The following is a 24,653-nucleotide window of genomic DNA, read 5'->3' on the forward strand; positions in this document are numbered from 1 at the left end:
TTGCCGCGCAAAACCCGGTTCACTTGGCTTCTGCCTGCTTGAGCGCCAGCACGTCCTTCGGCGTGACCATGTCGCCCTTGTTGTTGCCCCAGGCGTTGCGCTCGTAGGTGACCACGGCGGCGATGTCGACTTCCGAGAGCTGCTTGCCGAACGCGGCCATCGCCGTGCCCGGGCGGCCGTGGTACACCGTGCTCAGGTGCTCGTCCTTCGGCCCGGTGGCCACTTTCGAACCCTTGAGCGCAGGGAACATCGGTGGCAGGCCCTGGCCCTCGGCCTGGTGACAGGCCACACAGGTGGTGTGGTAGACCTTGTCGCCACGCTCGACCAGTTCTTCGAGCGTCCAGTCCTTGCTGGTCAGTTCCTTGAGCTTGGCCGCCTCGGCCTTGCGTTCGCCGAGCCAGGTGTCGTAATCGGCCTTGGACTTGACCTCGACCACCACCGGCATGAAGCCGTGGTCCTTGCCGCACAGCTCGGTGCACTGGCCGCGGTAGATGCCGGGCTTCTCGATACGGGTCCAGGCTTCGTTGACGAAGCCTGGGATGGCGTCGCGCTTGACCGCGAAGGCCGGCACCCACCAGGAGTGGATGACGTCGGCGGCGGTCACCAGGAAGCGCACCTTGGCACCGACCGGCAGCACCAGCGGCTGGTCGACTTCAAGCAGGTAGTGCTCGTCCTTGGGCGCCTTGTTGTGGATCTGATCGGCGGGGGTGGCCAGGTTGCTGAAGAACTCCACGTCCTGGCCCAGATATTTGTAGTGCCATTTCCACTGGTAGCCGGTGACCTGGATGTCGATGTCCGATTCGCTGGCGTCGTAGATGTCGATCAGGGTCTTGGTGGCCGGAATGGCCATGGCCACCAGAATCAGGAAGGGCACGATGGTCCAGAGGATTTCCACCCAGGTGTGCTCGTGAAAATGCGCTGGCTGCTGGCCGGTGGAACGGCGGTGAATGACCATGGACCAGAACATCGCACCGAAAACCACGATGCCGATGATCACGCAGATCCAGAAGATCGTCATGTGCAGGTCGAACACAGCGTTGGAGACTTCCGTCGCCCCCGGGTGCATGTTCACGGTCCAGGCAGCGTTGGCCTGACCAAAAACCGACCACAACAGGAGGCCCATCCAGACATGTGGATGTCGCATCATTGCGGGTTCCCCTTCTCGTTCTTGTAGTCCCGGAGGCGTGGCCTGCGGCAAGAGGGAACGGCGGTCAAGACTGCCTGGCTTCGACGACCGAGCCCCTGCAAAAGCAGTCGGGCCTCATCAACGAATCACGTTCAACGGGAGTATAGACAGCGACCAACGGCACGCAACGACGCTGGTGAAATGAACTTCAAGAAATGCGAAAGGCCGTGCAAAAGCCCGAGCTTGAGGGGCTATGGCAAAATAATGGCAATGCGATATGCCGAACTGCGCACACGTTTGCGAGGTTTATAACAAATGCGTCTTAGGTATTCTGTATACCGAGCTAATTTAGTGTCTTCCGTTTGAAACGTCTTGTCCCTGGAGTTGTCATGAACATCGCTGCTGTACGCGAGCAGATTAGCCAAGCCCACGACCACGAAGGCCGCACCGGCCAACTGAAAGAGCGTCTCGAGCTGCAACTGCCTCACCTGCACCCCTCGATCAAACTGCCTGAGCAGGACGCCCAGGGTACTTTGGCGCGCTTCGTCAGCGCTTACATCGATCAGGTCCCGGAGCTGCTGGATGCCGCCTACCACGTAGCCCGCGAAGCGGGGATCGAATCCCAGATAAAACCCGTACTGAAGATTGCCGAAGCCTATTTCCTGCGGCCGCCGAGCGTGATGCAGGGGCATGTGGGGCTCGATTGCCTGCTGGATGAGGCCTACCTGGCGCACCGCCTGGTGGAGGAGGTCAACGACCTGTACATCCGCCACTTTCAGCAACCACTGATTCCGGTCGACACCACGGTGGCCAACCTGATCGCCCACCAGCTGATCGGCGAAACCTTTGCCAATCAGCTGGATGAGGTAGTGCACCACTCGCTGGAAGAAATGCTCGATGACGACAGCTTTGCCGCAGAATCGGTGGAAGCCTATCGCGAAACCCTCCGCAGCCCGCAGACGGGTGAAGCCTGGAAGCGCTGGCCGTGCCTGTCGCGCCAGTTGAACGTGGAGTTTGGCAAGACCAACGCCTGACTCTACGAACCGGCTAGGGAAAGCGCTCCCGCTGCTGCCCCCCACCTCAGATCATTACTGTCATCCGGCCGCCTCTGGGCGGCCTTTTCCATTTAAAGGTGATGACAATGACGATCAGAAGAAACCGGATCTACACGGACCTGTTGCGGGGTACCTATCGCACAATATGGGGCAACTGGGGCCTCAATCCCTCCATCAAGCCCGGCGCAGTCGGCATAATCGATTCCGACTCCGGCGACTTCAAGCTTGTGGCCGATTGCCTGCCCGGCGTCCAGATCAGCAAGAACCAGCAAAGCCGGAAGTGGGATTTCAAATCCACTGGCGTGGCGTGCAGGAGCGTCAGCGCTAATGTCGGAGGGGTGATCTTTGACCCGAACACCGGTGCCGAAGTCAAACCTGATGCCGCACTGGAATGGACTTTCGACAAGGAGAACTCCATTACTTCGGAGTTCGCGATCGCCGGTGAGCACGCCATCAGCAACCTTTCCGTGCTGGACGACCAGTACGATTGGCTGCTCTCCCAGGCGCACAAGTTGAACATGGCGACCGCAGCCGGCATCTCCGAAGGTTTTGGCGTGGTGACCTCGGTCATCTACGCCAGCAGCGGGCTGAATGCAGTATCGAAGAAGAACAACGCCAGCTTCACCGTTTCAGGCAGCGCAAGCGGCCTCAACCGCCTGCTCGGTGAAGAAGGCATCAATGGCAAAGGCAAGGCGAGCTACGTATTCACCAGCAACTCCAGTGAAGTGGAGACGCATACCCTACCGGCAAAAAGCGGTGAAGTGGCAACTGACCCCCTGCCAATCGCTTATACCTTTGCCTCGTTTGCAGGCAGCCGGGTGCTGATTCCGAGTTGGGTCGGCAAGATCGGCGTTTTGAACCTGCTGATTGATAGCAAGGCTTCGTCCTTCACCACCTACACCACCAAGGTCACACTGACCTACCAGACACCCGCCGGCCCGGTCGAAGATTCCAGGACCGTAATCTGTGGAAGCTCAACCAGCTTCGGCGAAATTCCCCTCACTGCCACCGAGATGGTGTTGACTGCAGAGTTCATCAATATCGGCTCCAACACCCGCAAGTCGATGCGGTGGAACACGCCCGCCAGCGAGTGGCTGGGCGGCACCCGCACCGTGAACCTGACAGGTACATGGCCGGGTGCACCGGAGATGACCGAGCTCAAGCACTGACCTCAGGCGCCAGCAACGCTACGCAAACGGCCTTCCACCCTGCGCTTGAGCCCTCGCTGTTCGATACGCAGGCTGGAGCCGCTGGTCTTGCTCCAATCCTCCAGCAGTTCCAGGCATGAATGGTCGATGTAGGTCAAGTTGGCCAGCGGCACATGCAAGGTGGTACCGGCAGGTACGCTTTCGAGCACCTGAGTCAACGCTGGCACCTTGAGGAACGTTGCCGCCCCGCTCAGGCGCAGCTCCATATGACCACGGGGTTCCAGCTGGACAAGGCAGATCTTCAGGCGCGCTGCCTTGAATGCCAACTTCAGCAATGTCAGCGCGAAACCCAACAGTACACCGGTCAAAAGGTTAGTGAAGATGATCGCCATGGCTGTCGCCACATAGGTGAACATCGGCATCCGACCGTAGCGGCCCAAATTTCGCAGCGCCTTGAAATCGACCAGTTTGATACCGGTGTAGACCAGCACGCCTGCCAGGCTCGCCACCGGAATCTGCTGCAGTACCGTACTCAGCACCACCACGAACGCCAGTAACCACAACCCATGCAGGATCGCCGAGGCCCGGGTTTGTGCCCCGGCCTGGACATTGGCCGAGCTGCGAACGATCACGCCGGTCATCGGCAAGGCTCCCAGGAGCCCGCAGAGCATATTGCCGATCCCCTGGGCCGAAAGCTCACGATCAAAATCCGAGCGCTGGCCACTGTGCATGCGATCGACCGCAGCGGCCGACAACAAGGTTTCGGCACTGGCGATGAACGCTAGCGCAAAGGCGGCAACCAGCAATGTCGGGTCAGCCAGTTTCATGAGGTCATCGGGGCGAATCCAGTCGATGGCTTCGGTCAAGTCCGCTGGCACCTGCACACGGTTCACCGGCAGCGCCAGCCACATGGCGATAGCGGTCATCGCCGCCACGCCCAGCAAGGCGCCCGGAACGAACCTTAGCCGCTGTGGCCGCAACCGCTCCCAGGCCCACATGATGGCAATGGTACCCAGCCCTAGCGCACCGGCCATCCAGCCGGAACCTGCATTTTCCAACGGCAGGGCAGCACTCACGGTAGCGGGAAACTCCAGCAGGTTCTGCAGACCCGACGGCTGTGGCGCCGTGTCGAACATTACATGCACCTGCGACAATACGATCAGCACCCCGATGCCAGCGAGCATGCCGTACACCACTGCTGGCGCCGTGACACGGAACCAGCATCCCAGGCGCAAGCGCCCGGCCAGCAATTGCAGAATCCCCGCCAGCAGCAGGATGGGCCCAAGCATGGCCATGCCGTGCTGACGCACCAATTCGAATACCAGCACCGCCAGGCCCGCCGCCGGGCCGCTCACCTGCAACGGCGAGCCCGCCAGGAAGCCGACCACGATACCGCCGATGATACCGGTGATCAGGCCCTTGGCCGGCGGCATGCCCGAGGCGATCGCAATGCCCATGCACAACGGCAGGGCGACCAGGAAGACCACCACCGACGCCAGCAACTCACGCGGCAGGGCCGCTTTCAACTGTGTAATGTTCACCGTGTTTCTCCTTTCTCTGACGCACGGCCATTCCCCTGGCCGTGGGCACGTTTGGTCCCTGACGAACGCGCAGGCGCGGGCCGCCAGCGGGAATCGCCGGCAGGGTAGTCAGGGCATTTTCAAGGCAGCCGAAGGCCGCGCCGCACCCGCGTTGGGTGCAGCCGGCTATTCAAGATTCAGCTGTGGACGGGTCGCTTAGTAGCGGCCTCTCGGAGTGGCGCAGGGCACGGGCTCGCCTGCGGTCAGTGGCATGAAGCTGTCACTGGCTGCGTCGTAGGCTTCGATCTTGCTGGTCTCGATGTCGTAGATCCAACCGTGGATGAACAGCTCACCCGCTGCCAGGCGCGAAGCCACCGACGGGTGGGTGCGCAGGTGATGCAGCTGGGCGATGACGTTTTCCTTGGTCAACACCTGCATGGTTTCGTGCTCGCTGCCGCACGAGCAATTGTTCTCGACCACGGTGCGGGCCACTTCGGCGTGACGCAACCAGGCGGAAACGGTCGGCATCTTGGTCAGCGATTGCGGGTTCAGCACGGCACGCATGGCACCGCAGTCGGAGTGGCCGCACACAATGATGTGGTGCACCTTCAGCGCCAGCACCGCGTACTCGATCGCGCTGGAAACGCCGCCGTTCATCTGGCCATATGGCGGAACTACGTTACCGACGTTACGGGTCACGAACAGGTCGCCCGGCGAGCTCTGGGTAATCAGCTCGGGGACGATGCGTGAGTCGGCACAGGTGATGAACATGGCGCGCGGAGTTTGCGCAGTGGCGAGCTTCTTGAACAGCTCCTGCTGCTCGGGGAAGACGTCATGGTGAAAGCGCAGGAAGCCGTCGACGATGTGCTTCAGAGCGGCATCGGCGCTCTCCGCTGGAGCTGGCGGAACGACCTTGGATGGGTCCTTTACGGGCATGATTCATCCTCTTGACGGTGTGAAGGTAAATCCATTTTACCGGTGAAAGATTCTGGCTATGCGCAGATTTAGATGACGCGCACAGGCGATAGATCACAGTCGTCGCTGACTGGATTCCTACGCTAGCGGGTAAAACTTAACTGAAACTTAATTCGAAGGCTCTAGAACAGGCGTTCCAGATCGAAAAGGCGGGAGCTGAATAATAGCAAAAAAGCATCAGCTGCCAAGAGCCATTACTCAGATTATTTGCTTGAATGAGTGACACTGGGGATGCCGGCAGGCGCCACTTGCAGTCAGAACAACGCCATCTGACCACCGGGCGGGCAAAAGGCCGAGCAATCCAATGCCTGCGCTTCCCGCCCCTCGAAGTTCAGCCGCTTCATCGCCCTGGCAAAGCGCTGCGCCAGAAGCTCGGCAAACACCCCCTCACCACGCATCCGCGCACCGAAGCGGCTGTCGTAAAGTTCGCCGCCACGGCACTGGCGAATCAGGCTGAGCACATGGGCCGCCCGCTGCGGGTAATGTTCCTGAAGCCACTGCTCGAACAATGGTGCCACTTCCAACGGCAGGCGCAGCATCATGTAGGCAGCGCTCTGAGCACCCGCTTCCTTTGCAGCCTCCAGCAGGTGTTCCAGTTCACTGTCGTTGATCATCGGAATCATCGGCGAACACAACACGCCCACCGGTACCCCGGCTTCGCGCAACACACGAATGGCCCGCAACCTGGCATTGGGTGAAGCCGCGCGAGGCTCGAGCACCCGCTTGAGGTCGTTGTCCAAGGTTGTGAGGCTGATCATCACCCGCGCCAGACGCTGGCTGGCCATCTCGGCCAGCAGGTCCAGGTCGCGCAGTACCAGCGCGCCCTTGGTGACGATGGTCACCGGATGGCGAAAGCGCAAAAGGACTTCCAGCAACCGTCGCGTCAGCTGCTGCTCGCGCTCGATTGGCTGGTAAGGGTCGGTGTTGGAGCCCAGGTTGATCGGCGCGCAGACATAGCCCGGTTTGCTCAACTGCTGCGCAAGCACTTCGGCAGCATTAGCCTTGGCGATCAGCTTGGTCTCGAAATCCAGCCCTGGGGAAAGGTCCCAGTATGCATGTGAGGGACGGGCATAACAGTAGATGCAGCCATGCTCGCAGCCACGATAAGGATTGATCGAGCGGTCGAAGGGCAGATCGGGGGAGGTATTGCGACTGATGACGGACTTGGCTATCTCGACGCGCACCTCGGTGCCCTGGGTGAGTGGCACTTCCTGATACCAACCATCGTCCTCGACCACAGAGCGGGACGAAGCGAAACGGTTGTGTGGTTGCAGGACAGTGCCACGCCCTTTCTGCGACATGGGAATCATCATGGACGCCACCTAAACTGTATTTATATACAGTATAGTTTTCGCGCGGCGCACACCAGCGCCGCCGGTCACCGCAACGGCATCAGGCCAGCCCCGTCCACTTCAGGAATCGTGTCGTATCCGCCGGTCGGCCCAGGAACGATTCGATACCCTGCAAGAACGGCCGAGATACGGACGGTGCAAGAACCTCATCCAGCAATGCTCGACCGGTTGGCTGATCCAGCAAGCCTGCCGCTTCGAACCGACTGAACAGGTCCCACGCATGGACATCCGCCCAGAGGTAACCGAAAAAGCCGGCATCGTAACCCGTCACCAGATGAGTGAAACCGTGCAGCGGTTTCTCGAAACCTTTCAACGGCCATAGCCCGGTGCGCAGATGGCTGTCAGTCACGAGACGGGAAAGGTCCACTCCGTTGGTGGCCGATCGGTGCAAGCCCAGATCGAGAAGCGCCCGGCCCAGGAGCGTCGCGCTTGACCGGGCATTGTCGCCTTGCAGTTTGTCCAGCACGGGCTTCAGTTCAGCGCTGCTCAACTTTCGACCGTCCTGGTAGTGAGCAGAGATACTTGCCAGGTAGTCGGCATCCCAGACCCAGCACTCGAAGAGCTTCGATGGAACTTCCACCCCATCGCTACCCAGCCGACGCGTGTCGGAGAGCAGGTGATTGTTCGTGCTGACCAGCAGACTGTGCAGGGCGTGACCAAACTCATGGTAGAGCTTTCTGAGCGCCAGGTGGTCCAACAACGGAGGGCGACCATCAATACCCTGAGGTATGTCGCTGTACACGGCAACCACGACACGGTGATAACGCCCCTCGGCATCTACCCGTCGATGCCAATGGGTCACGGTCTTGACCGTGTCAGGTGCTTTGCCATCGTGCTGCAGGGCATCCAGATAAAGATGACCGATCGTTGCATGATCCTTGACCACCTCAAAGACGATTACGCTGGGATGCCAGGCGTTTGAGTCATTCAACTTCTGCAACTCAACGCCAAAGAGCCGCCTGGCCATCTCGCGCAGCGCCGCCACCACAACTTCGAACGTGAAGTATTCCTGCATGGTTGCCTCCGAAAGCAGGCTCTCGGAGCTAAGGGCATTGGCGTACAGATACTCGATATCCCAAGGTTCGAGGGTATCAATACCATGTGCTGCCGCTTGCGGCTCTATTGTGCCTCTAGCAGCCGACATGGCCGGTTTCATCCGATCTTCCAGACTTTGCAGAAACGCCTCCAGCCGGGCAACAGTGCCGATGCTCTTGGTCTGCACACTCAGCTGCACATGGTCCTCGAACCCCAGCAAACGTGCCTTTTCATTTCTCAGTTCAACGAGTTCCCGAATCACTTCACCGTTGTCGAGCGCAGGGTCGTCGCTGACGCCCTGTAAATGGTAGGCACGATAAACCTGTTCACGCAGCGACCGATCTTTTGCAAATTTGAGGACGTGGGTGAAATTTGCTTCGTCGCAGGCGATCACCCAACCGGAAAGCTTTGCGGCCTGCGCAACCGAGCGCATCTGCCCCTGTTGTTGGCCGGCAATCCCTTCAAGTCGGTTTTCATCCGTAACGTGCACGGCAAGGGATGCAACGGTGGAGTCGACGTTGGTCAGGAATCGTGTCGTAAGCTCGCCTATTCGCTTTTCCAGTTGTTGCAGGCGGGCTTTGTCTTCCGTGCCCAGGTGTACGCCGCCGTTCTTGTATTCCTGAAGGATCAGCGCCAGCGTCGCTTGCTTGCGCGAATCCAGATGCTGGCCCACTGCGCTGTTGGCCATACGAACATACAGTTGATACAGCTCGACATTTCGCAGCTTCTCTTTGAAGCACCCATCGGCCTCGAGATAGGTCTTCTGGAACACCTGCCGCCACTCATCACTATGGTTGGCCATGGGCGCAAAGTCATAGAAAGTGCCTTGCAGATCGGCGTCGAGCGCATCGACGGCAAGGACGAGATCGTCCCAGGTGGGTAATGCGGCCTGATGCTCGACAACCGCTTCAATGCCCAGACGATAGTTGGCAATGCTGATTTCAATAGCCTGCAGGGCCTGATCGGGAGTGACCTGCCGGTAATCCAGTAAATTTGCAGCGTGCAACAGTGCCATGACAGTACCTGACGGGATGCGGAAGAAGAGCAGAACTATCCGCCCTCCCTCCGCTGCCGCGGCTGGCATTATCTAACACCCGTCGACCCGGATTACTCGCTCGGCTTTTTCAGCTTCGGATTCGGGAAGAACTGCACGGTCTGCACCTTGGCCGGTGCCGCTTTCGGCGCCAGCTGGTTGACCCGGGTACCGAGCTCCTTGGGCACCGACAGGCCCTGTTCATTAAGGGTGTCCGTGAAGCCGCAGGCCACGCACTCGCGGTGCGGGACGTCGTCTTCACTCCACATCATCAGCTTGTCGGGCTCGCTGCACGCCGGGCAGACCGCCCCGGCGATAAAGCGTTTCTTGGTTTTGTTCACTGCAACCTCGCTCATGCCGCAGCGTCCTCGGTGAGACCACTGTGGCGCAGCAATGCATCGATGGAAGGCTCACGCCCCCGGAAGTCCACGAACAGCTCCATCGGTTCGCGCGAGCCGCCGCGGGCCAGGATCGCTTCACGGAACGCGCGACCGGTCTCGGCATTCAGCACGCCTTCTTCCTCGAAGCGCGAGAAGGCGTCGGCCGACAGCACTTCAGCCCACTTGTAGCTGTAGTAGCCCGCCGCATATCCGCCAGCAAAAATGTGCGCGAAGCTGTTGGGGAAACGGTTGTACGCCGGTGGGCGCATCACCGAAACCTCATCGCGTACGCCTTCGAGTACCTGCAGCACGCTGCGGCCATCACCGTGGCTGGCGTGCAGCTCGAAGTCGAACAACGAGAACTCCAGCTGGCGCACCATCATCATGCCCGACTGGAAGTTTTTCGCTGCAAGCATCTTGTCCAGCAGGTCCTGGGGCAGGGCCGCGCCGGTTTCGTAGTGGCTGGAGATCAAGGCCAGGCCTTCCGGCTCCCAGCACCAGTTTTCCATGAACTGGCTCGGCAGCTCGACCGCGTCCCATGCCACGCCATTGATGCCGGACACACCGGCATGCTCGATGCGGGTCAGCATGTGGTGCAGGCCGTGGCCGAATTCGTGGAACAAGGTAGTGACTTCATCGTGGGTCAGCAGCGCAGGCTTGCCAGGCGCGGCCGGGGTGAAGTTGCACACCAGGTTGGCCACCGGGCTCTGCAGTTCGCCGCCAGCCGTGCGACGACGGTCGCGGGCGCCGTCCATCCAGGCACCGCCACGCTTGTTGGCACGGGCGTAGAGGTCGAAGAAGAAGCGGCCGACGTGCTGGCCGTTTTCCTTGATCTCGAACAGGCGCACGTCCGGGTGCCAGCTGTCGAAGCCTTTGAGTTCGGCGATCTCGATGCCGTACAGGCGCTGGACGATGCTGAACAGGCCGGTGAGCACCTTGTCGATCGGGAAGTAGGCGCGCAGGGTTTCCTGCGACACGCTGTAACGCTGCTCGCGCAGCTTCTCGCCGAAGTAACCGGCATCCCAGCTGGCCAGCTCAGGGCAGCCCTGCTCGGCGGCGTAGGCCTTGAGCTGCTCCAGGTCCTGGGCGGCAAACGGCTTGGAACGCTTGGCCAGGTCGCGCAGGAAGCTCAGCACCTGATCGCTGGACTCGGCCATCTTGGTCGCCAGGCTCAGCTCGGCGTAATTCTTGTAGCCCAGCAGCCCGGCCAGTTCCTGGCGCAGGTCGAGGATCTGCTGCATCACCGGGCCGTTGTCGAACTGGCCGGCATTCGGGCCCTGGTCCGAGGCACGGGTGCAGTAGGCGGCATACAGCTCTTCACGCAGGGCGCGGTCGCTGGCGTAAGTCATCACCGCGTAGTAGCTGGGGAATTCCAGGGTGATCAGCCAGCCGTCCAGGCCCTTGGCCTGTGCAGCAGCGGCCATCTGCGCCTTGGCCGAATCGGTCAGGCCGGCCAGTGCGGCTTCGTCGGTAACGTGCTTGGTCCAGGCTTGAGTGGCGTCGAGCAGCTGGTTGGAGAAGCGGCTGCCCAGCTCGCTCAGCTTGCTCTGCACTTCGGCATAACGCTGCTGCTGGTCGGCCGGCAGGTCGATGCCCGACAGGCGGAAGTCACGCAGGGCGTGGTCGAGGATAGTCTTCTGCGCCACGTCGAAGCCCGCGGCTTCCGGGCTGTTGGCCAGTGCCTCATAGGCTTCGAACAGCGCGCGGTTCTGGCCCAGTTCGGTAGAGTAGGCACTCAGCGCTGGCAGGCAGGACTCATAAGCCTCGCGCAGTTCCTGGCTGTTGCACACCGCGTTAAGGTGGCTGACCGGGCTCCAGGCAGCACCCAGGCGGTCGTTCAGTTCGTCCATGGCCAGCACCAGGCCGGCCCAGGTTGGGGTCTTGCCCTGCTGTTCGAGGATCTCGGCAATGGCTTTACGGTTGTCGGCCAGGATCGCTTCGATCGCCGGCAACACGTGTTCGGCACGGATTTGCGAGAAGGGCGGCAGATCGTAGGACTGCAGAAGTGGGTTGTTCGCACTCACGGTTCGGATACCTTGGCAGGAGAAACACTGCCCCATCTTAATTACAATCGACGCCGACCGCAGCAGGCAGCCTGCCTATCGGCAAAGATGAGAGACGCTATCATGGCCATCCGCAGCTTCCAGCAACACACTCCGAAAGTGGGACTCAGGGCATTTGTCGACCGTTCGGCGGTGGTCCTGGGCGATGTGGAAATCGGCGAGGACAGCTCTGTCTGGCCGCTGACGGTGATCCGCGGTGACATGCACCGCATCCGCATCGGCGCACGCACCAGCGTGCAGGACGCCAGCGTGCTGCACATCACCCACGCCGGTCCCTTCAACCCCGACGGTTATCCGTTGATCATCGGTGACGAGGTGACCATCGGCCACAAGGTCATGCTGCATGGCTGCACCCTGGGCAACCGCATCCTGGTCGGCATGGGCAGCACCATCATGGACGGCGCCATCGTCGAAGACGAAGTGATCATCGGTGCCGGCAGCCTGGTGCCGCCCGGCAAGCGCCTGGTCAGTGGCTACCTGTACATGGGCAGCCCAGTGAAACAGGTCAGGCCGCTCAACGACCAGGAACATGCCTTCTTCCCTTACAGCGCCGGCAACTACGTCAAGCTCAAGGACCAGCACCTGGCCGAAGGCTACGACCAACCGGAATGAACCCGACTACCGAGACGAACATGCACCAGCAGAACATCCTCTTCGACCTCGACGGTACCTTGACCGACCCGCGCCTGGGCATCACCCGCTCGATCCAGTATGCCCTGGCCAAGCTGGGCATCGACGAGCCCGACCTGACCCGCCTCGAACACTTCATCGGCCCACCGCTGCTGCAGGCCTTCATGCAGTTCTACAGCTTCGATGAAGCCAAGGCGTGGGAAGCGGTGAACTTCTACCGCGAACGCTTCCGTGTCACAGGCTTGTACGAGAACCTGGTGTTCGAAGGCGTGCCGGAGCTGCTCGAAGCCCTGAATGGCCAAGGCCGGACGCTGTATATCGCCACGTCCAAGCCGTGGGAGTTCGCCCGGGAAATTGCCCGGCATTTTGCGTTCGATCACCACTTCAAGGTGATCTACGGGAGCGAGCTGGATGGAACGCGGACCAACAAGGTCGAGCTGATCCGTCATCTGCTGGATGAGGAAGGGCTGGATCCAGCGCAGACGCTGATGATTGGCGACCGCAAGCATGACCTGATCGGGGCTCGCAGCAATGGCTTGCAGGCGGTGGCGGTAGGGTATGGGTTTGGTAGCCATGAAGAGCTGGTGGCCGAGGCACCGGCCTACCATTTCGCGAGTGTGGCAGATTTGCATCAGGCCTTTATCCAGGGCTGAGGGCCATGGGGCTGCTTTGCAGCCCCAAAATCTCACAGGCTCACATCAACCGCTGCAACTCCGCTTTCCTCTCGACAGCCGGCAACCGCCCAAGCTGCTCGACCCGTTCATAAAACCGCGCCCAATCCCCACCCACCTCTCGGAATACAGCCGCAAACGCCGGAACCCACTGGTCATAAAGCCCGAACGGCAACAACTTGGCATTGCTCAGCGGCGCATAGATCCAGGCGTCATAGCGCTTGTCCCCGTTCCACTGGCTGTCTCGCACCTGCTTGTATTCACTGCGCAAGCGCTCGAACTCTGCCTGCTTCGCCGCCCGCTTGTGCGCATCGTCCAAGGGCCCCGCATAAATCGCCTGCAACCGCTCACGGCTGGCCAGGACCAACCGGGTGAACTGGTCGCGCTGCTGCGACTGATCCTCCCCTATCGCCGCAAGCCCACGGGCGGCGCGCCATTGCCGCGTGCCTTCCTGCTCGACGAAGGTGGCAAACGACTCGTTGAACTCGGTGTCGTCCTGCACATAAAAGCGCTGATGAGCCAGCTCATGGAAGATCAGCGTGGCCAGCCGCTCATCCCCCCAAGCGACCATGGAAGACAGGATCGGATCATCGAACCAGCCCAGCGTCGAGTACGCTTCGACGCCGCTCACGTACACATCCAGGCCTTGCTGACGCATCAACGCCGCCTCACCACGCGCGGCACCCTGGCGGTAATACCCACGGTAGGCGACGCAGCCGGCAATGGGGAAGCAGTGCGTGACCGGTTGCAACGACAGCTCAGGTGTGGCGAACACGTTCCACACCACGTAGGGGCGCTGCAGATCGGCGTAGAGCCGATAGCTTCGGTTGTCCGGCAGCTTGAGCTGTTCGCTGGCAAACACCCGCGCCGCTTCGGCATGTTCAAGGCGAGCGCGCAAGCGCGGGCTGCTGGCCGGGTCGGCGATCACCTTGTCCACCGGCTGGCGCGCCCGCAACAGCTGCCATTGCCCCTCGGCCAACTGGCCGTAATAGCCCACGGTGCTGCAACCGTTCAGCAGAAAGACAGCCAGCAGGGGAACCAAACGCCTGAAAACGCAGTCGAGTGGCCCAGGGCCTGAGCGCTTGAAAAGAACAATGAGATCCATCTGGGGCTATCCAACTCGCTCATGGCCAATGCGCTCCAAGACTATCTCGCCAAGGGGGAGTTTCGCCATGCGTGCACTGTTGGTCACCGGCACACTGGTGCTGGTTTCTGCCTGTTCAACCCTGCCCGACCCGGACCCGAATCTGGCCTGGGTAGACCTCACTCCCTATGACGAAGCGTCGCTGGACGCGAAGCAGGTGGATGAGCGCGACTGGGCTGACACGCGCTATTTCGAAGTGCCTCCCGGCAGCCATGAGCTGACCGTGCGCTATCAATTCCCGGTCACGCCGAGCAATATCGGCCCGGTCGACGAGCCATTGTGGCGCGATTGCCAGGTCAAGCTGACCTTCAAGGACTTCAACGCCGGGCAGCGCTACCAGCTGCAGGCCGGCAGTATCGGCTTCCGACCATGGATCAAGCTGTACGACCACCAGCAGAAACTGGTCGGGCAGGGCCTGCCAGCAGGTTGCCAGCGCACCTGAAGCGCACAAACGGCGCTATGCTTGTAACTCGTGTATCGCGAGTGGGAGTTTTGCCATGCGCCAGCCCATGATGCTGATCGCCCTCAGTGCACTGGGGGCTTGCGCCAGCCCCTTGCCGCCCGTCGACCCCGCCAAGGCCTGGGTCGATCTCTACACCGTTACCCCTGGCCGCCTGCTCATGGCCGATCGCCTTGACGGCCAGCGTCTGGACGATGGCCGTTACTTCCAGCTGACCCCTGGCAAGCATGAACTGGTGGTGCGATTCGACTATGAAATCTATGCCGGCGGCATGCTTACCAGCCCCAAGGATCGGACCTGCTACCTGACCGTGCGCTTCGACGACTTCAAGGCCGGCGAGCGCTATCGCCTGGAGGCGCGGGCACCGGTGATGGACCCGCAGGTGCTGCTGTACGACGCCAGCCGCAAGGTGCTGGTGAACGAGCCGAGCGACGTGTTCTGCATTCCGTAAAGCAATGGGGCCGCAGTGCGGCCCCATTCACTTATCGGTCGTTCTTCTGGTAAATGATCTTCTTAGTCCCGCCATCACAGGTGCCGACGATCATGTTCTGATCCTTGACCTCACTGTTAGGCACGATTTCCAGGGTGTAGGACGTCACACCCTGGGCTTGGATCTTGGCTTCGATCTCAGCCTTGAGTTCTTCGCACGGTTTCACCGCCGCCAATGCAGAAGTGGCCACAAGCGAAGCCAGCACGGCGATTGCTACGCGAATCATGGAGCGGCTCCTGGCAAGGCAGCTGTGCTGCCGACGCTGTTTAGACTACAGCAAACCGGCACCGTTGCGCCGCCTAGCCCACCAATGCGGCGTCCAGACTGATCTTCGCGTTGAGCACCTTCGACACCGGGCAACCGGCCTTGGCCTTGTTGGCGATTTCGAGGAACTGCGCCTCGCTGGCCCCCGGCACCTTGGCCTTGAGGATCAGGTGCACGGCGGTGATGGCAAAGCCGTCGGGTTGTTTGTCCAGCGTGACTTCGGCAATGGTATCGATACGGTCTGCGGTGAACCCAGCTTCACCGAGCATCATCGACAGCGCCATCGAGAAGCAGCCGGCATGGGCCGCCCCGATCAACTCTTCCGGGTTGGTCCCGGGCGATCCCTCGAAACGGGTGTTGAAACCGTAGGGGTTCTGCTTGAGTGCGCCGCTTTCGGTGGAAAGCAGGCCTTTGCCGTCCTTCAGGCCACCTTGCCAGATCGCCGATGCTGTCTTTTTCATGATGCCTCCTGGTCGTAGGGTTACTTACTCACATTTTCGAGGTCAGCGTTCTGCGGCAAGTTCAGAGCAATCGCACAGTGAGCATTGAATCCTTCGAATCTGCCCATACAAAGTTCAAAAGGCCTCCGGGCCAACCACCCTTGCGGAGGCTCCGATGACGCAGCTGCGTGACCTGAAGATATCCACCCTCGACCTGGTGCCAGTGCGCGCCGACAAAGGCCCGGCGCAATCGCTGCACAACTCGCTGGACCTGGCCCGGCATGTCGAGCGGTTTGGCTACAACCGCTTCTGGGTGGCCGAACACCACAACATGGACGGCATCGCCAGCTCGGCGACTTCGGTACTGATCGGCTACCTGGCCGGCGGCACTTCGACCATTCGCGTCGGCTCCGGCGGCATCATGCTGCCCAACCATGCGCCACTGGTGATCGCCGAGCAGTTCGGCACATTGGCCAGTCTCTACCCAGGGCGGATCGACCTGGGCCTGGGCCGTGCGCCAGGCTCCGACCAGATGACCGCCTACGCCCTGCGCCGTGACCGTGCTGGCAGCGCCGATGACTTCCCGGATGATGTCGAGGAGTTGTCGCGTTACCTTGGCCCACGCACTGATGATCAAAAAGTGATCGCCGTGCCCGGTCACGATACCGACGTGCCCCTGTGGCTGCTCGGTTCCAGCTTGTTCAGCGCTCAGCTGGCCGGCATGCGCGGCATGCCGTACGCCTTTGCCTCGCACTTCGCCCCGCGCTACATGCATGAGGCGATCCGCATCTATCGCGACCATTTCAAGCCGTCGACCACGCTGGACAAGCCCTATGTGATGCTGGGGATTCCGATGGTGGTAGCGGAAACCGACGAAAAGGCCGAATACCTGGCGACCTCGGTATACCAGCGCATTCTGGCGCTGATCCGTGGCCAGAGCCTGATGCAGAAACCGCCTGTACCAAGCATGGACGGGCTATGGCTGCCCCATGAGCGCGATGCCGTGGGGAGTTTCCTGGGCTTGGCGATGATCGGCAGCCCGCAGAAGGTACGGGCCAAGGTGGAAGTGCTGCTGGAGCAGACCGGGGCGGATGAGCTGATCTTTACCTGTGACCTGTATGAGCATGCGGACCGGATTCGGTCCTATGAGCTGATGGCGCAGGCCCTCAAGGCCGAGTGAGCTTCTTCGCGGGCTTGCCCGCGAAGAATCCAGCACCTTAGCCGCGGCGGTAGACAATCTCCTTGCGACCCGCCTCACAGCTGCCAACCACCTTGCCAGCTGGCTCGCCTTTCTTGACGATTTCCAGCTTGTAGCCCTTCACGCCCTTGGCATCGAGCTTCGAGGCAATCTCGGCCTTGAGCTCTTCACAGGGTTTGCCGGCAGCCATCGCCCCACCGGCCACCACCATCAAACCCACCGCCAGCAACAGTTTCTTCATCGATCGCATTCCTTGTACAGATGAGAAAAGACCAGAAGGGCGCCGCCAAGGCGCCCTCCGGTGTTATAACGCCATCACGCCAGGCTATTCCAGCCTGGGAATGTTTCAGCTGTTGGCGATGCGGAAGCCAACCTTCAGCGTGACCTGGAAATGTGCCGCCTTGTTGTCGCGAATATGGCCACGGGTATCGACCACTTCGAACCACTCCAGGTGCTTGATGCTCTTGCCGGCTTCGGCCAAGGCATTGTTGATCGCCTCTTCGATACTGGTGTGGGACGAACCCACCAGCTCGATCTTCTTGTACGTGTGATGATCGGTCATGAGCGCTCTCCTTGGATGACAGTGAGATTGAGCCTAGCAGCGCAAGCCCGGTTTACCTGCGAGCCGCCGCCCTTCGGTAAAGTTCGATCGCACTTTCCCGCAGCCCGGGGGTCGCAATCCTTACAGTCCATACTGCAAAGGAGAGTCAACATGCCCCGCAACTCGCTGCGTAAAACGTCCCTGGAAAGCATGGAAGCGGAGATCGAAAGCCTCCTGAAAAGCCTGGAGAACCTGAAGCACGATGCCTCCGAGGAAACCCAGAAGTCAGTGAAGGCGATGCGCAGCAACGCCGAAAGCGCGCTGCGCCATTCGCGCAGCCTGATCAGCGACGCCTACGAGGAAGTCAAAGAGCGCACCCGCCAGACCGGCATCGCCACCCGCGACTACGCCCAGGAGCACCCGTATACCACCGCAGGCGTTGCCATTGGCGCGCTGGGCCTTCTGGCGGCGTACCTGCTGTGCAAGCGCAACTAAGCAGTTTGCCTGGCCAATTCGGCGCGTAGCCACTGCGCCAACTGCTCGGCGCGCCCATCCGCGGCGCGCCGAGGCACCCATAACGCCAGTGCTGCAGGGGTCGGCGAAAAGCCCCACGGCGCACTCAGGCGCCCCGCTCGCAAGTCGTCGGCAACCAGGGGTTGTGGCGCGATTGCGACACCCAGGCCGGCAACTGCGGCCTCCAACAAGTAATACAGATGCTCGAACGCCTGGCCGTACTGCAATGAGCCTGCCTCCAACCCTTGTTCTGTCGCCCAGGTTGGCCAAGCCTGCGGGCGTGAGGTGGTGTGCAACAGCGCTTCTTCCAGGAGAGCCTTGGCGGGTGCCGCCTGCAAGCGGTCGAAGCCGGCGAAATGCGGGCTCAGCACCGGGCCGATACGCTCTTGCGCCAGCACGTGGACCTGCATGTCCGCAGGCCATGGCGGTTCGGCATACACCAGCAACGCATCCAGCCCGGGCCGGCGTGGGTCGAGGTCGCCTTCACCCGCCGACAGGTGCAGGCGCAATTCCGGCAGGTCAGCCTTCAAGCGCCCTAACCGGGGGATGAACCAACGCGCCAGCAAGCTGCCCGAACAACCCAGCACGAACGGCGCCTCGCTCACATCCCGGCTCAACTCGGCGCACACGCTGCGCAGGCGGTCGAACGCCTCGCCGCTGGCGTCACGCAGGCGCATGCCGGCATCTGTGAGTTTGATGCCACGCCCGTCCTTGACGAACAGGGCCACGCCCAAGTGCTCTTCAAGCACCTTGATCTGCCTGCTGACGGCGCCATGGGTGACGTGCAGCGCTTCGGCGGCCTGGCTGACGCTGTTGAGCCTGGCAGTGGCCTCGAAGGCCCGCAGGGCATTGAGGGGAGGGAGGTCGTGAGCCATTTTACCTGTGAGTTTTTCTGACAAGTTTGCGCAATCTTATCGGTTTTCAGCCGGCCTTGCCGTGGTTAGAGTAAAGCCCATCACTCATCGATTACGCCCTGGAGCGCCCCATGACCCAGTCCCAATACCGTCCCGGCCCCGACGCCAACGGCCTGTTCGGCTCGTTCGGCGGCCGCTACGTGGCCGAAACCCTGATGCCGCTGGTGCTGGACCTGGCCCGCGAATACGAAGCGGCCAAGGCCGACCCCAAGTTCCTCGAAGAACTGGCCTACTTCCAGCGCGACTACATCGGCCGCCCGAACCCGCTGTACTTCGCCGAGCGCCTGACCGAACACTGCGGCGGCGCGAAGATTTTCTTCAAGCGTGAAGAGCTGAACCACACCGGCGCGCACAAGGTGAATAACTGCATCGGCCAGGTGCTGCTGGCCAAGCGCATGGGCAAAAAGCGCCTGATTGCCGAAACCGGCGCCGGCATGCACGGCGTGGCCACCGCCACTGTCGCTGCGCGCTTCGGCCTGCCTTGCGTGATCTATATGGGCGCCACCGACATCGAACGCCAGCAGGCCAACGTGTTCCGCATGAAGCTGCTGGGCGCCGAGATCGTCCCGGTCACCGCTGGCACCGGCACCCTTAAAGACGCCATGAACGAAGCCCTGCGCGACTGGGTCACCAATGTCGACGACACCTTCTACCTGATCGGCACCGTGGCCGGCCCGCACCCGTACCCGGCGATGGTCCGCGACTTCCAGTCGATCATCGGCAAGGAAACCCGCGCCCAGTTGCAAGAGAAGGAAGGCCGCCTGCCGGACAGCCTGATCGCCTGCGTCGGCGGTGGCTCCAATGCCATGGGCCTGTTCCATGAGTTCCTCGAAGAACCGAGCGTGCAGATCATCGGCGTCGAAGCCGGCGGCCACGGCGTGCACACCGACAAGCACGCCGCCAGCCTGAACGGCGGCGTACCGGGCGTGCTGCACGGCAACCGCACCTACTTGCTGCAGGACGAAGACGGCCAGATTACCGACGCCCACTCGATTTCTGCCGGCCTCGACTACCCGGGCATCGGCCCGGAACACGCCTACCTGCATGAAGTGAAGCGCGTCGAGTACGTCAGCATCACCGACGACGAAGCACTGGATGCGTTCCATGCTACCTGCCGTCTGGAAGGCATCATTCCGGCCCTGGAAAGCTCCCACGCCCTGGCCGAAGCGATCAAGCGCGCACCGAACCTGCCCAAGGACCACCTGATGGTGATCTGCCTGTCCGGCCGCGGCGACAAAGACATGCAAACCGTGATGAACCACATGGCAGCCCAGGAGAAACAGGCATGAGCCGTCTTGAACAACGCTTCGCCGAACTGAAGGCCCAAGGCCGCTCCGCGCTGGTCACCTTCGTCACTGCTGGCGACCCGGGCTATGACGCTTCGCTGCAGATCCTCAAGGGCCTGCCGGCAGCTGGCGCCGATGTGATCGAACTGGGCATGCCGTTCACCGACCCGATGGCCGATGGCGTGGCCATCCAGCTCGCCACCCTGCGCGCCCTGGAAGCCGGCCAGACCCTGGCCAAGACCCTGCAGATGGTTCGCGAATTCCGTGTGGATAACCACACCACGCCAATCGTGCTGATGGGTTACTACAACCCGATCCACCGCTTCGGTGTGGATAAGTTCGTTGCCGAAGCCAAGCAAGCAGGCGTCGATGGCCTGATCATCGTCGACCTGCCGCCAGAGCACGACGCCGAGCTGGCCACCCCGGCCCAGGCCGCGGGCATCGACTTCATCCGCCTGACCACCCCGACCACCGACGATGCGCGCCTGCCACGCGTGCTGGAACGCAGTTCCGGGTTCGTCTACTACGTCTCGGTTGCGGGCGTGACCGGTGCTGGTTCCGCGACTACCGAACACGTGACCGAGGCAATTGCCCGCCTGCGTCGGCATACCGACCTGCCGATCAGTGTTGGTTTTGGTATTCGTACACCGGAGCAGGCCGCCGCGATCGCCCGCTTGGCCGATGGTGTGGTAGTGGGTTCGGCGCTGGTCGACAAGATTGCCCAGGCCAAGGATGCCGGTCAGGCGGTGAGCGATGTATTGAGCCTGTGCTCGGCACTGGCTGAAGGCGTGCGCGGCGCTCGTCGCTAAACCGCGTCGCCCGCTTCTACAGGTACAGCGCTGCATTCGGGCCCTGTGCTACCCCTGTAGGAGCGGGCTTGCCCCGCGAAGAGCCCAGCACAGGCTAGTACGGTCTACCCACCAAAGATCGACAGATTCAGAGGCCTCACGGCCCCCATCCAGATTGCATGATCCCGGTGATCCGCCAGCTCATCCCCGGTGAGAGGATGCAGAAACACCACCAAGCCCTTCCGATACAGCGCCAACCAAGGCAACACCACCCCCACGAACTCCGGCTCGAAAGCCAGCTGACAGCTCCAGTCCGGGTGCGGTCCGACCGGTTTCTGGTGCATGCGCCCCATGGTCACGGGGAACAGCCGCGCCGCTTCCTCGCAAAGCTCACGGGCCTGCTCGATAGTGGATGCGTCGTAGTACACATGGGCGTGGTAACCCTTGATCCTCTGCACGATAACTCCTGATTGCGGTCCAACGATCACCCCACCTGCAAAGGGAGTGATGCGGTGAAAAATGCCGAAACCCCAGTGTTCAAACTGGTGTTGTTCGGGGCTGAAAGCAGCCTGGGCAATGCCCTGATGATCGAGCTGCTGGCGCGCCAGCACGAGGTCATTGCGGTAGTCGACGACCTCAACCGTCATACGCCACGCCCTGGACTGCATTTCAAGATAGGTGCGCTGGGCGATGCCGACCAGGTGGAGCAGGGCGCGGCAGGGGGCTCGGCGGTGATTGCGCTGCTGGCGCCGGGTGATCTGGCGACGCAAGCACGGGCGAGCGGAGCGCTGCTGGCCGGACTGGCCCGCACGACTATACGCCGGCTGCTGCTGGTGGGCGATTTTGAAGTGCTCGATGAGCCCGTCAAGTACAGCGAGGCGGAGCGCGTATGCGTTGATCAGGTGGTCGATGGGCTACAGCGCAGTTCGTTGCGCTGGACGCTGATCAACATGCCAGCAGCACTTTCGGAAGAGGGCTTGGCACGTATAGCGGCGGGGATGGTGGACATGCTGGAGCTGGACTTGCACCGGGGCGAGCATTTGAACTTCGTGCTCTAGATTGCCGGGGCTGCTGCGCAGCCCCAGGGATCTCACAGACTGCGCTCTTGCTCCAGCCAATCGACGAACCGCTCAATCAAGGCCCCGCGCCGTTTGCGCGGCGGCAGCACCACGTAATACCCCCGCGCCGAGCGCAAACTCCCTTCCAGCGGCCGGCACAGCAATCCTTGCTCCACCAGCCCATCCACCAGGTGCCCCCAGCCGATCGCCACCCCCTGACCGGCAATCGCCGCCTGGATCAGCAAGGTGTAGTTATCAAACCGCAACTGCCCGGGCGGCGGCGGGCTGGCCACGCCAAACCCACGAAACACCCCCGCCCAATCAAACCAGCGGCTGGCCTGCTCACCGCGCAAATGGAGCAATGGCAACCGTTGCAAAGCCTCGGCTGACAAGGGTTTGCCATGAATCAGCCGCGGGCTGCAAACCGGGAAAACCTCCTCGTCGAACAGCCAACGGCTCTCGCCCTGATGGAAGCGCCCATCACCAAACAGCACTGCCACATCGATATCCGGGCGCAGCATCCCCTGGCTGCGCTCACCGGTCACCAGGCTCACATCGACCTGTGGATAAGTCTCGTGAAAGCGCTGCAGCCGTGGCATCAGCCAGAACGCCGCGAAGGCAAAGTCGGTGGCCACCTGCAGCACTTCACGCTGGCCGCGCCCACTGGCCTGGGCAATGCCGTCATCCATCGCCTGCAGGCCTTGGTGCACCTGCTCGAACAGCAGCTGGCCCGCCTCGGTCAGCTCGATGCCACGGTATATACGGTCGAACAGGCGGGTGCCTAGCTGCGCCTCCAGGCGCTTCACCTGCTGGCTCACCGCTGGTTGCGTAGTGCCCAACTCCAGCGCCGCTGCGGTAAAGCCACGCAAGCGGGCCGCAGACTCGAATACGCGCAAAGCATCCAGCGATAACTCGGCAAGGTGATCAAACATAAGCTCAGCTAATCCCAGACATTGCCCGCCATGGGCTTTACCCATGTTATTCACAGTCGCATCTTGGTAGGCAAGCGGTTCGCATAACCCTCAACGATGGAAGCCACCATGACGCGCCCGAATATCCTGTTCATCATGGCCGACCAGATGGCCGCGCCTTTGCTGCCAATCCATGGCCCTTCGCCTATCCAGATGCCCCACCTGAGCCGCCTCGCCGAGCAAGCGGTGGTGTTCGATTCGGCCTACTGCAACAGCCCACTGTGTGCACCGTCACGCTTCACCCTGGTCAGCGGACAACTGCCAAGCCGTATCGGCGCCTACGACAACGCAGCCGATTTCCCCGCCGACGTACCGACTTATGCACACTACTTGCGCCGCCTGGGCTACCGCACCGCGCTGTCGGGCAAGATGCACTTCTGCGGGCCGGACCAGCTGCACGGCTATGAAGAGCGCCTGACCAGCGACATCTACCCCGCTGATTACGGTTGGGCGGTGAACTGGGATGAGCCGGACGTGCGCCCGAGCTGGTACCACAACATGTCCTCGGTGCTGCAGGCCGGTCCTTGCGTGCGCACCAACCAGCTGGACTTCGACGAGGAGGTCGTGTTCAAGGCGCGCCAGTACCTCTACGACCACGTGCGCGAAAACGATGGCCGGCCGTTCTGCCTGACCGTGTCCATGACGCACCCGCACGACCCGTACACTATCCCCAAACGCTACTGGGATCGCTACGAGGCTGTGGATATCCCCATGCCCCGCGCTGAATTCAGCCAGGCAGAGCTCGACCCTCATTCACAACGCCTGCTCAAGGTCTACGACCTGTGGAACAAGCCGCTGCCTGTGGACAAGATCCGCGACGCCCGCCGCGCCTACTTCGGCGCCTGCAGCTACATCGATGACAACATCGGCCAACTGCTGGAGACCCTGGAGGAATGCAACCTGGCCGACGATACCCTGATCGTGTTCTCCGGCGACCACGGCGACATGCTGGGCGAGCGCGGCCTCTGGTACAAGATGCACTGGTTCGAGATGTCGGCACGCGTCCCCCTGCTGGTACACGCGCCCAAACGCTTCTGCGCAAGCCGCATCAGCGCCTCGGTGTCGACCTGCGACGTGCTGCCGACCCTGGTCGAACTGGCCGGCGGCGCTGTGGATAACCATCTGCACCTGGACGGCCGCTCACTGCTCGGCCACCTGCAAGGGCAGGGCGGCCACGACGAAGTGATCGGCGAATACATGGCCGAAGGTACCGTCGGCCCGCTGATGATGATTCGCCGTGGGCCATACAAATTCGTGTACAGCGAAGACGACCCTTGCCTACTCTATGACCTGAACCGCGACCCGCACGAGCGGGAGAACCTCACCGGCAGCCCGGACCACCAGGCGCTGCTGCAGGCATTTGTCGAGGAAGCACAGCACCGCTGGGATATCCCCGGCCTGCGCCAGCAAGTCCTGGCCAGCCAACGCCGCCGCCGCCTGGTGGCCGAGGCGCTGGCAATCGGCAAGCTGAAAAGCTGGGACCACCAACCGCTGGTGGAGGCCAGCCAACAGTACATGCGCAACCATATCGATCTCGACGACCTCGAGCGCAAGGCACGTTATCCACAGCCCGCCCCCATGGATTGAGAAGAGAGGCC

The 24,653-nt window shown here is 61.7% G+C and carries 27 protein-coding genes; 12 read left to right on the top strand and 15 right to left on the bottom strand.

The annotated features are described in order from the left end of the window. Positions 1–19: 19 nt before the first annotated feature. A complete protein-coding gene (gene coxB / locus BGP85_RS12710) occupies positions 20–1,147 on the bottom strand; it encodes a cytochrome c oxidase subunit II (RefSeq protein WP_103448343.1) in 1,128 nt (375 codons plus the stop codon). A gap of 368 nt (positions 1,148–1,515) precedes the next feature. On the opposite strand from coxB, the gene BGP85_RS12715 reads away from it, so the two are divergent. Together BGP85_RS12715 and BGP85_RS12720 are read left to right on the top strand one after the other, a co-directional pair. Then, positions 1,516–2,160 (top strand): hypothetical protein, encoded by a 645-nt coding sequence (locus BGP85_RS12715; RefSeq protein ID WP_103448344.1) that lies wholly within the window; start codon positions 1,516–1,518, stop codon positions 2,158–2,160. Between the two features lie 107 nt (positions 2,161–2,267). After that, entirely contained in the window at positions 2,268–3,350 is a 1,083-nt protein-coding gene (locus BGP85_RS12720) for a hypothetical protein (protein ID WP_103448345.1), read from the top strand. Between the two features lie 2 nt (positions 3,351–3,352). On the opposite strand, the gene BGP85_RS12725 is transcribed toward BGP85_RS12720, so the two are convergent. The 6 genes from BGP85_RS12725 to prlC all read right to left on the bottom strand — a co-directional run bounded on the left by BGP85_RS12725 (position 3,353) and on the right by prlC (position 11,648). Next, positions 3,353–4,870 carry a SulP family inorganic anion transporter gene (locus BGP85_RS12725; RefSeq protein ID WP_103448346.1) on the bottom strand — a complete coding sequence of 506 codons (1,518 nt, stop codon included), beginning with the start codon at positions 4,868–4,870 and terminating at the stop codon, positions 3,353–3,355. 195 nt (positions 4,871–5,065) lie between these two features. After that, positions 5,066–5,785 (bottom strand): carbonic anhydrase, encoded by a 720-nt coding sequence (locus tag BGP85_RS12730; protein ID WP_103448347.1) that lies wholly within the window; start codon positions 5,783–5,785, stop codon positions 5,066–5,068. Positions 5,786–6,078: 293 nt separating this feature from the next. Continuing rightward, positions 6,079–7,137: a PA0069 family radical SAM protein gene (locus BGP85_RS12735; RefSeq protein WP_103448348.1), complete on the bottom strand. Its 1,059-nt coding sequence runs from the start codon at positions 7,135–7,137 to the stop codon at positions 6,079–6,081. Positions 7,138–7,216: 79 nt separating this feature from the next. Next, complete coding sequence (locus BGP85_RS12740; protein ID WP_181004524.1) at positions 7,217–9,226, bottom strand: M3 family metallopeptidase; 2,010 nt, start codon at positions 9,224–9,226, stop codon at positions 7,217–7,219. A 92-nt stretch (positions 9,227–9,318) separates the two neighbouring features. Further along, positions 9,319–9,600 (bottom strand): YheV family putative zinc ribbon protein, encoded by a 282-nt coding sequence (locus BGP85_RS12745; RefSeq protein WP_103448350.1) that lies wholly within the window; start codon positions 9,598–9,600, stop codon positions 9,319–9,321. Continuing rightward, positions 9,597–11,648, bottom strand: a complete 2,052-nt coding sequence (gene prlC / locus BGP85_RS12750) for an oligopeptidase A (protein WP_258035889.1) — start codon at positions 11,646–11,648, stop codon at positions 9,597–9,599. Before prlC ends, BGP85_RS12745 begins: the two co-directional genes overlap by 4 nt. A 102-nt stretch (positions 11,649–11,750) precedes the next feature. Between prlC and BGP85_RS12755 the strand changes: the two genes are divergently transcribed. Together BGP85_RS12755 and BGP85_RS12760 are read left to right on the top strand one after the other, a co-directional pair. Then, positions 11,751–12,299 carry a gamma carbonic anhydrase family protein gene (locus BGP85_RS12755; RefSeq protein WP_103448352.1) on the top strand — a complete coding sequence of 183 codons (549 nt, stop codon included), beginning with the start codon at positions 11,751–11,753 and terminating at the stop codon, positions 12,297–12,299. A gap of 20 nt (positions 12,300–12,319) precedes the next feature. Continuing rightward, entirely contained in the window at positions 12,320–12,970 is a 651-nt protein-coding gene (locus BGP85_RS12760) for an HAD family hydrolase (RefSeq protein WP_103449857.1), read from the top strand. Positions 12,971–13,010: 40 nt separating this feature from the next. On the opposite strand, the gene BGP85_RS12765 is transcribed toward BGP85_RS12760, so the two are convergent. After that, the gene (locus BGP85_RS12765; protein ID WP_103448353.1) at positions 13,011–14,093 is read right to left on the bottom strand and encodes an aminopeptidase; all 1,083 of its coding nucleotides are present in this window, start codon (positions 14,091–14,093) and stop codon (positions 13,011–13,013) included. Positions 14,094–14,160: 67 nt separating this feature from the next. Between BGP85_RS12765 and BGP85_RS12770 the strand changes: the two genes are divergently transcribed. Beyond that, positions 14,161–14,574: a PA0061/PA0062 family lipoprotein gene (locus tag BGP85_RS12770; RefSeq protein WP_103448354.1), complete on the top strand. Its 414-nt coding sequence runs from the start codon at positions 14,161–14,163 to the stop codon at positions 14,572–14,574. 55 nt (positions 14,575–14,629) lie between these two features. Then, entirely contained in the window at positions 14,630–15,043 is a 414-nt protein-coding gene (locus tag BGP85_RS12775) for a PA0061/PA0062 family lipoprotein (protein WP_103448355.1), read from the top strand. Positions 15,044–15,074: 31 nt separating this feature from the next. Here BGP85_RS12775 and BGP85_RS12780 read toward each other — a convergent pair whose 3' ends face one another. After that, a complete protein-coding gene (locus BGP85_RS12780; protein WP_027917153.1) occupies positions 15,075–15,308 on the bottom strand; it encodes a DUF1161 domain-containing protein in 234 nt (77 codons plus the stop codon). A gap of 73 nt (positions 15,309–15,381) precedes the next feature. Next, positions 15,382–15,807, bottom strand: a complete 426-nt coding sequence (locus BGP85_RS12785; RefSeq protein WP_103448356.1) for an OsmC family protein — start codon at positions 15,805–15,807, stop codon at positions 15,382–15,384. A gap of 154 nt (positions 15,808–15,961) precedes the next feature. On the opposite strand from BGP85_RS12785, the gene BGP85_RS12790 reads away from it, so the two are divergent. Then, the gene (locus tag BGP85_RS12790) at positions 15,962–16,966 is read left to right on the top strand and encodes an LLM class flavin-dependent oxidoreductase (RefSeq protein WP_103448357.1); all 1,005 of its coding nucleotides are present in this window, start codon (positions 15,962–15,964) and stop codon (positions 16,964–16,966) included. Positions 16,967–17,003: 37 nt separating this feature from the next. Here the strand turns inward: BGP85_RS12790 and BGP85_RS12795 are convergent, their stop codons facing one another. Both BGP85_RS12795 and BGP85_RS12800 read right to left on the bottom strand, forming a co-directional pair. Continuing rightward, the gene (locus tag BGP85_RS12795) at positions 17,004–17,225 is read right to left on the bottom strand and encodes a DUF1161 domain-containing protein (protein WP_103448358.1); all 222 of its coding nucleotides are present in this window, start codon (positions 17,223–17,225) and stop codon (positions 17,004–17,006) included. A gap of 105 nt (positions 17,226–17,330) precedes the next feature. Continuing rightward, positions 17,331–17,546 (bottom strand): dodecin, encoded by a 216-nt coding sequence (locus BGP85_RS12800; RefSeq protein ID WP_103448359.1) that lies wholly within the window; start codon positions 17,544–17,546, stop codon positions 17,331–17,333. 150 nt (positions 17,547–17,696) lie between these two features. Between BGP85_RS12800 and BGP85_RS12805 the strand changes: the two genes are divergently transcribed. After that, positions 17,697–18,020 carry a DUF883 family protein gene (locus BGP85_RS12805; RefSeq protein WP_054884402.1) on the top strand — a complete coding sequence of 108 codons (324 nt, stop codon included), beginning with the start codon at positions 17,697–17,699 and terminating at the stop codon, positions 18,018–18,020. Here the strand turns inward: BGP85_RS12805 and BGP85_RS12810 are convergent. Then, the gene (locus BGP85_RS12810) at positions 18,017–18,913 is read right to left on the bottom strand and encodes a LysR family transcriptional regulator (RefSeq protein ID WP_103448360.1); all 897 of its coding nucleotides are present in this window, start codon (positions 18,911–18,913) and stop codon (positions 18,017–18,019) included. The genes BGP85_RS12805 and BGP85_RS12810 overlap by 4 nt on opposite strands. Positions 18,914–19,023: 110 nt before the next feature. Here BGP85_RS12810 and trpB point away from each other — a divergent pair, with 110 nt between their 5' ends. Both trpB and trpA read left to right on the top strand, forming a co-directional pair. After that, a complete protein-coding gene (gene trpB / locus BGP85_RS12815) occupies positions 19,024–20,241 on the top strand; it encodes a tryptophan synthase subunit beta (RefSeq protein ID WP_085676592.1) in 1,218 nt (405 codons plus the stop codon). Next, on the top strand, positions 20,238–21,047 hold the full coding sequence (gene trpA / locus BGP85_RS12820) for a tryptophan synthase subunit alpha (RefSeq protein ID WP_103448361.1): 810 nt from the start codon (positions 20,238–20,240) through the stop codon (positions 21,045–21,047). The genes trpB and trpA overlap by 4 nt, the downstream gene beginning before the upstream one ends. A 104-nt stretch (positions 21,048–21,151) precedes the next feature. On the opposite strand, the gene BGP85_RS12825 is transcribed toward trpA, so the two are convergent. Next, a complete protein-coding gene (locus tag BGP85_RS12825; protein ID WP_103448362.1) occupies positions 21,152–21,484 on the bottom strand; it encodes a DOPA 4,5-dioxygenase family protein in 333 nt (110 codons plus the stop codon). Between the two features lie 54 nt (positions 21,485–21,538). Between BGP85_RS12825 and BGP85_RS12830 the strand changes: the two genes are divergently transcribed. Further along, positions 21,539–22,084, top strand: coding sequence for an NAD(P)H-binding protein (locus tag BGP85_RS12830; RefSeq protein ID WP_103448363.1), 546 nt, complete (start codon positions 21,539–21,541; stop codon positions 22,082–22,084). A gap of 32 nt (positions 22,085–22,116) precedes the next feature. Here the strand turns inward: BGP85_RS12830 and BGP85_RS12835 are convergent, their stop codons facing one another. Next, positions 22,117–23,016, bottom strand: a complete 900-nt coding sequence (locus BGP85_RS12835) for a choline sulfate utilization transcriptional regulator (protein ID WP_103448364.1) — start codon at positions 23,014–23,016, stop codon at positions 22,117–22,119. A 108-nt stretch (positions 23,017–23,124) separates the two neighbouring features. Between BGP85_RS12835 and betC the strand changes: the two genes are divergently transcribed. Further along, positions 23,125–24,642 carry a choline-sulfatase gene (gene betC / locus BGP85_RS12840; protein WP_103448365.1) on the top strand — a complete coding sequence of 506 codons (1,518 nt, stop codon included), beginning with the start codon at positions 23,125–23,127 and terminating at the stop codon, positions 24,640–24,642. The last annotated feature ends 11 nt before the right edge of the window (positions 24,643–24,653 follow it).

This window comes from Pseudomonas putida, assembly GCF_002906855.1.
GTDB classification, from domain to species: domain Bacteria; phylum Pseudomonadota; class Gammaproteobacteria; order Pseudomonadales; family Pseudomonadaceae; genus Aquipseudomonas; species Aquipseudomonas putida_N.

What these genes read in the sequence shown, in the direction of transcription:
- coxB (WP_103448343.1), bottom strand. Translation starts at nt 1,147, where the DNA reads ATGATGCGACATCCACATGTCTGGATGGGCCTCCTGTTGTGGTCGGTT.
- BGP85_RS12715 (WP_103448344.1), top strand. Translation starts at nt 1,516, where the DNA reads ATGAACATCGCTGCTGTACGCGAGCAGATTAGCCAAGCCCACGACCAC.
- BGP85_RS12720 (WP_103448345.1), top strand. Translation starts at nt 2,268, where the DNA reads ATGACGATCAGAAGAAACCGGATCTACACGGACCTGTTGCGGGGTACC.
- BGP85_RS12730 (WP_103448347.1), bottom strand. Translation starts at nt 5,785, where the DNA reads ATGCCCGTAAAGGACCCATCCAAGGTCGTTCCGCCAGCTCCAGCGGAG.
- BGP85_RS12735 (WP_103448348.1), bottom strand. Translation starts at nt 7,137, where the DNA reads ATGATGATTCCCATGTCGCAGAAAGGGCGTGGCACTGTCCTGCAACCA.
- BGP85_RS12740 (WP_181004524.1), bottom strand. Translation starts at nt 9,226, where the DNA reads ATGGCACTGTTGCACGCTGCAAATTTACTGGATTACCGGCAGGTCACT.
- BGP85_RS12745 (WP_103448350.1), bottom strand. Translation starts at nt 9,600, where the DNA reads ATGAGCGAGGTTGCAGTGAACAAAACCAAGAAACGCTTTATCGCCGGG.
- BGP85_RS12755 (WP_103448352.1), top strand. Translation starts at nt 11,751, where the DNA reads ATGGCCATCCGCAGCTTCCAGCAACACACTCCGAAAGTGGGACTCAGG.
- BGP85_RS12760 (WP_103449857.1), top strand. Translation starts at nt 12,320, where the DNA reads ATGCACCAGCAGAACATCCTCTTCGACCTCGACGGTACCTTGACCGAC.
- BGP85_RS12765 (WP_103448353.1), bottom strand. Translation starts at nt 14,093, where the DNA reads ATGGATCTCATTGTTCTTTTCAAGCGCTCAGGCCCTGGGCCACTCGAC.
- BGP85_RS12770 (WP_103448354.1), top strand. Translation starts at nt 14,161, where the DNA reads ATGCGTGCACTGTTGGTCACCGGCACACTGGTGCTGGTTTCTGCCTGT.
- BGP85_RS12775 (WP_103448355.1), top strand. Translation starts at nt 14,630, where the DNA reads ATGCGCCAGCCCATGATGCTGATCGCCCTCAGTGCACTGGGGGCTTGC.
- BGP85_RS12780 (WP_027917153.1), bottom strand. Translation starts at nt 15,308, where the DNA reads ATGATTCGCGTAGCAATCGCCGTGCTGGCTTCGCTTGTGGCCACTTCT.
- BGP85_RS12785 (WP_103448356.1), bottom strand. Translation starts at nt 15,807, where the DNA reads ATGAAAAAGACAGCATCGGCGATCTGGCAAGGTGGCCTGAAGGACGGC.
- BGP85_RS12790 (WP_103448357.1), top strand. Translation starts at nt 15,962, where the DNA reads ATGACGCAGCTGCGTGACCTGAAGATATCCACCCTCGACCTGGTGCCA.
- BGP85_RS12795 (WP_103448358.1), bottom strand. Translation starts at nt 17,225, where the DNA reads ATGAAGAAACTGTTGCTGGCGGTGGGTTTGATGGTGGTGGCCGGTGGG.
- BGP85_RS12800 (WP_103448359.1), bottom strand. Translation starts at nt 17,546, where the DNA reads ATGACCGATCATCACACGTACAAGAAGATCGAGCTGGTGGGTTCGTCC.
- BGP85_RS12805 (WP_054884402.1), top strand. Translation starts at nt 17,697, where the DNA reads ATGCCCCGCAACTCGCTGCGTAAAACGTCCCTGGAAAGCATGGAAGCG.
- BGP85_RS12810 (WP_103448360.1), bottom strand. Translation starts at nt 18,913, where the DNA reads ATGGCTCACGACCTCCCTCCCCTCAATGCCCTGCGGGCCTTCGAGGCC.
- trpB (WP_085676592.1), top strand. Translation starts at nt 19,024, where the DNA reads ATGACCCAGTCCCAATACCGTCCCGGCCCCGACGCCAACGGCCTGTTC.
- trpA (WP_103448361.1), top strand. Translation starts at nt 20,238, where the DNA reads ATGAGCCGTCTTGAACAACGCTTCGCCGAACTGAAGGCCCAAGGCCGC.
- BGP85_RS12835 (WP_103448364.1), bottom strand. Translation starts at nt 23,016, where the DNA reads ATGTTTGATCACCTTGCCGAGTTATCGCTGGATGCTTTGCGCGTATTC.
- betC (WP_103448365.1), top strand. Translation starts at nt 23,125, where the DNA reads ATGACGCGCCCGAATATCCTGTTCATCATGGCCGACCAGATGGCCGCG.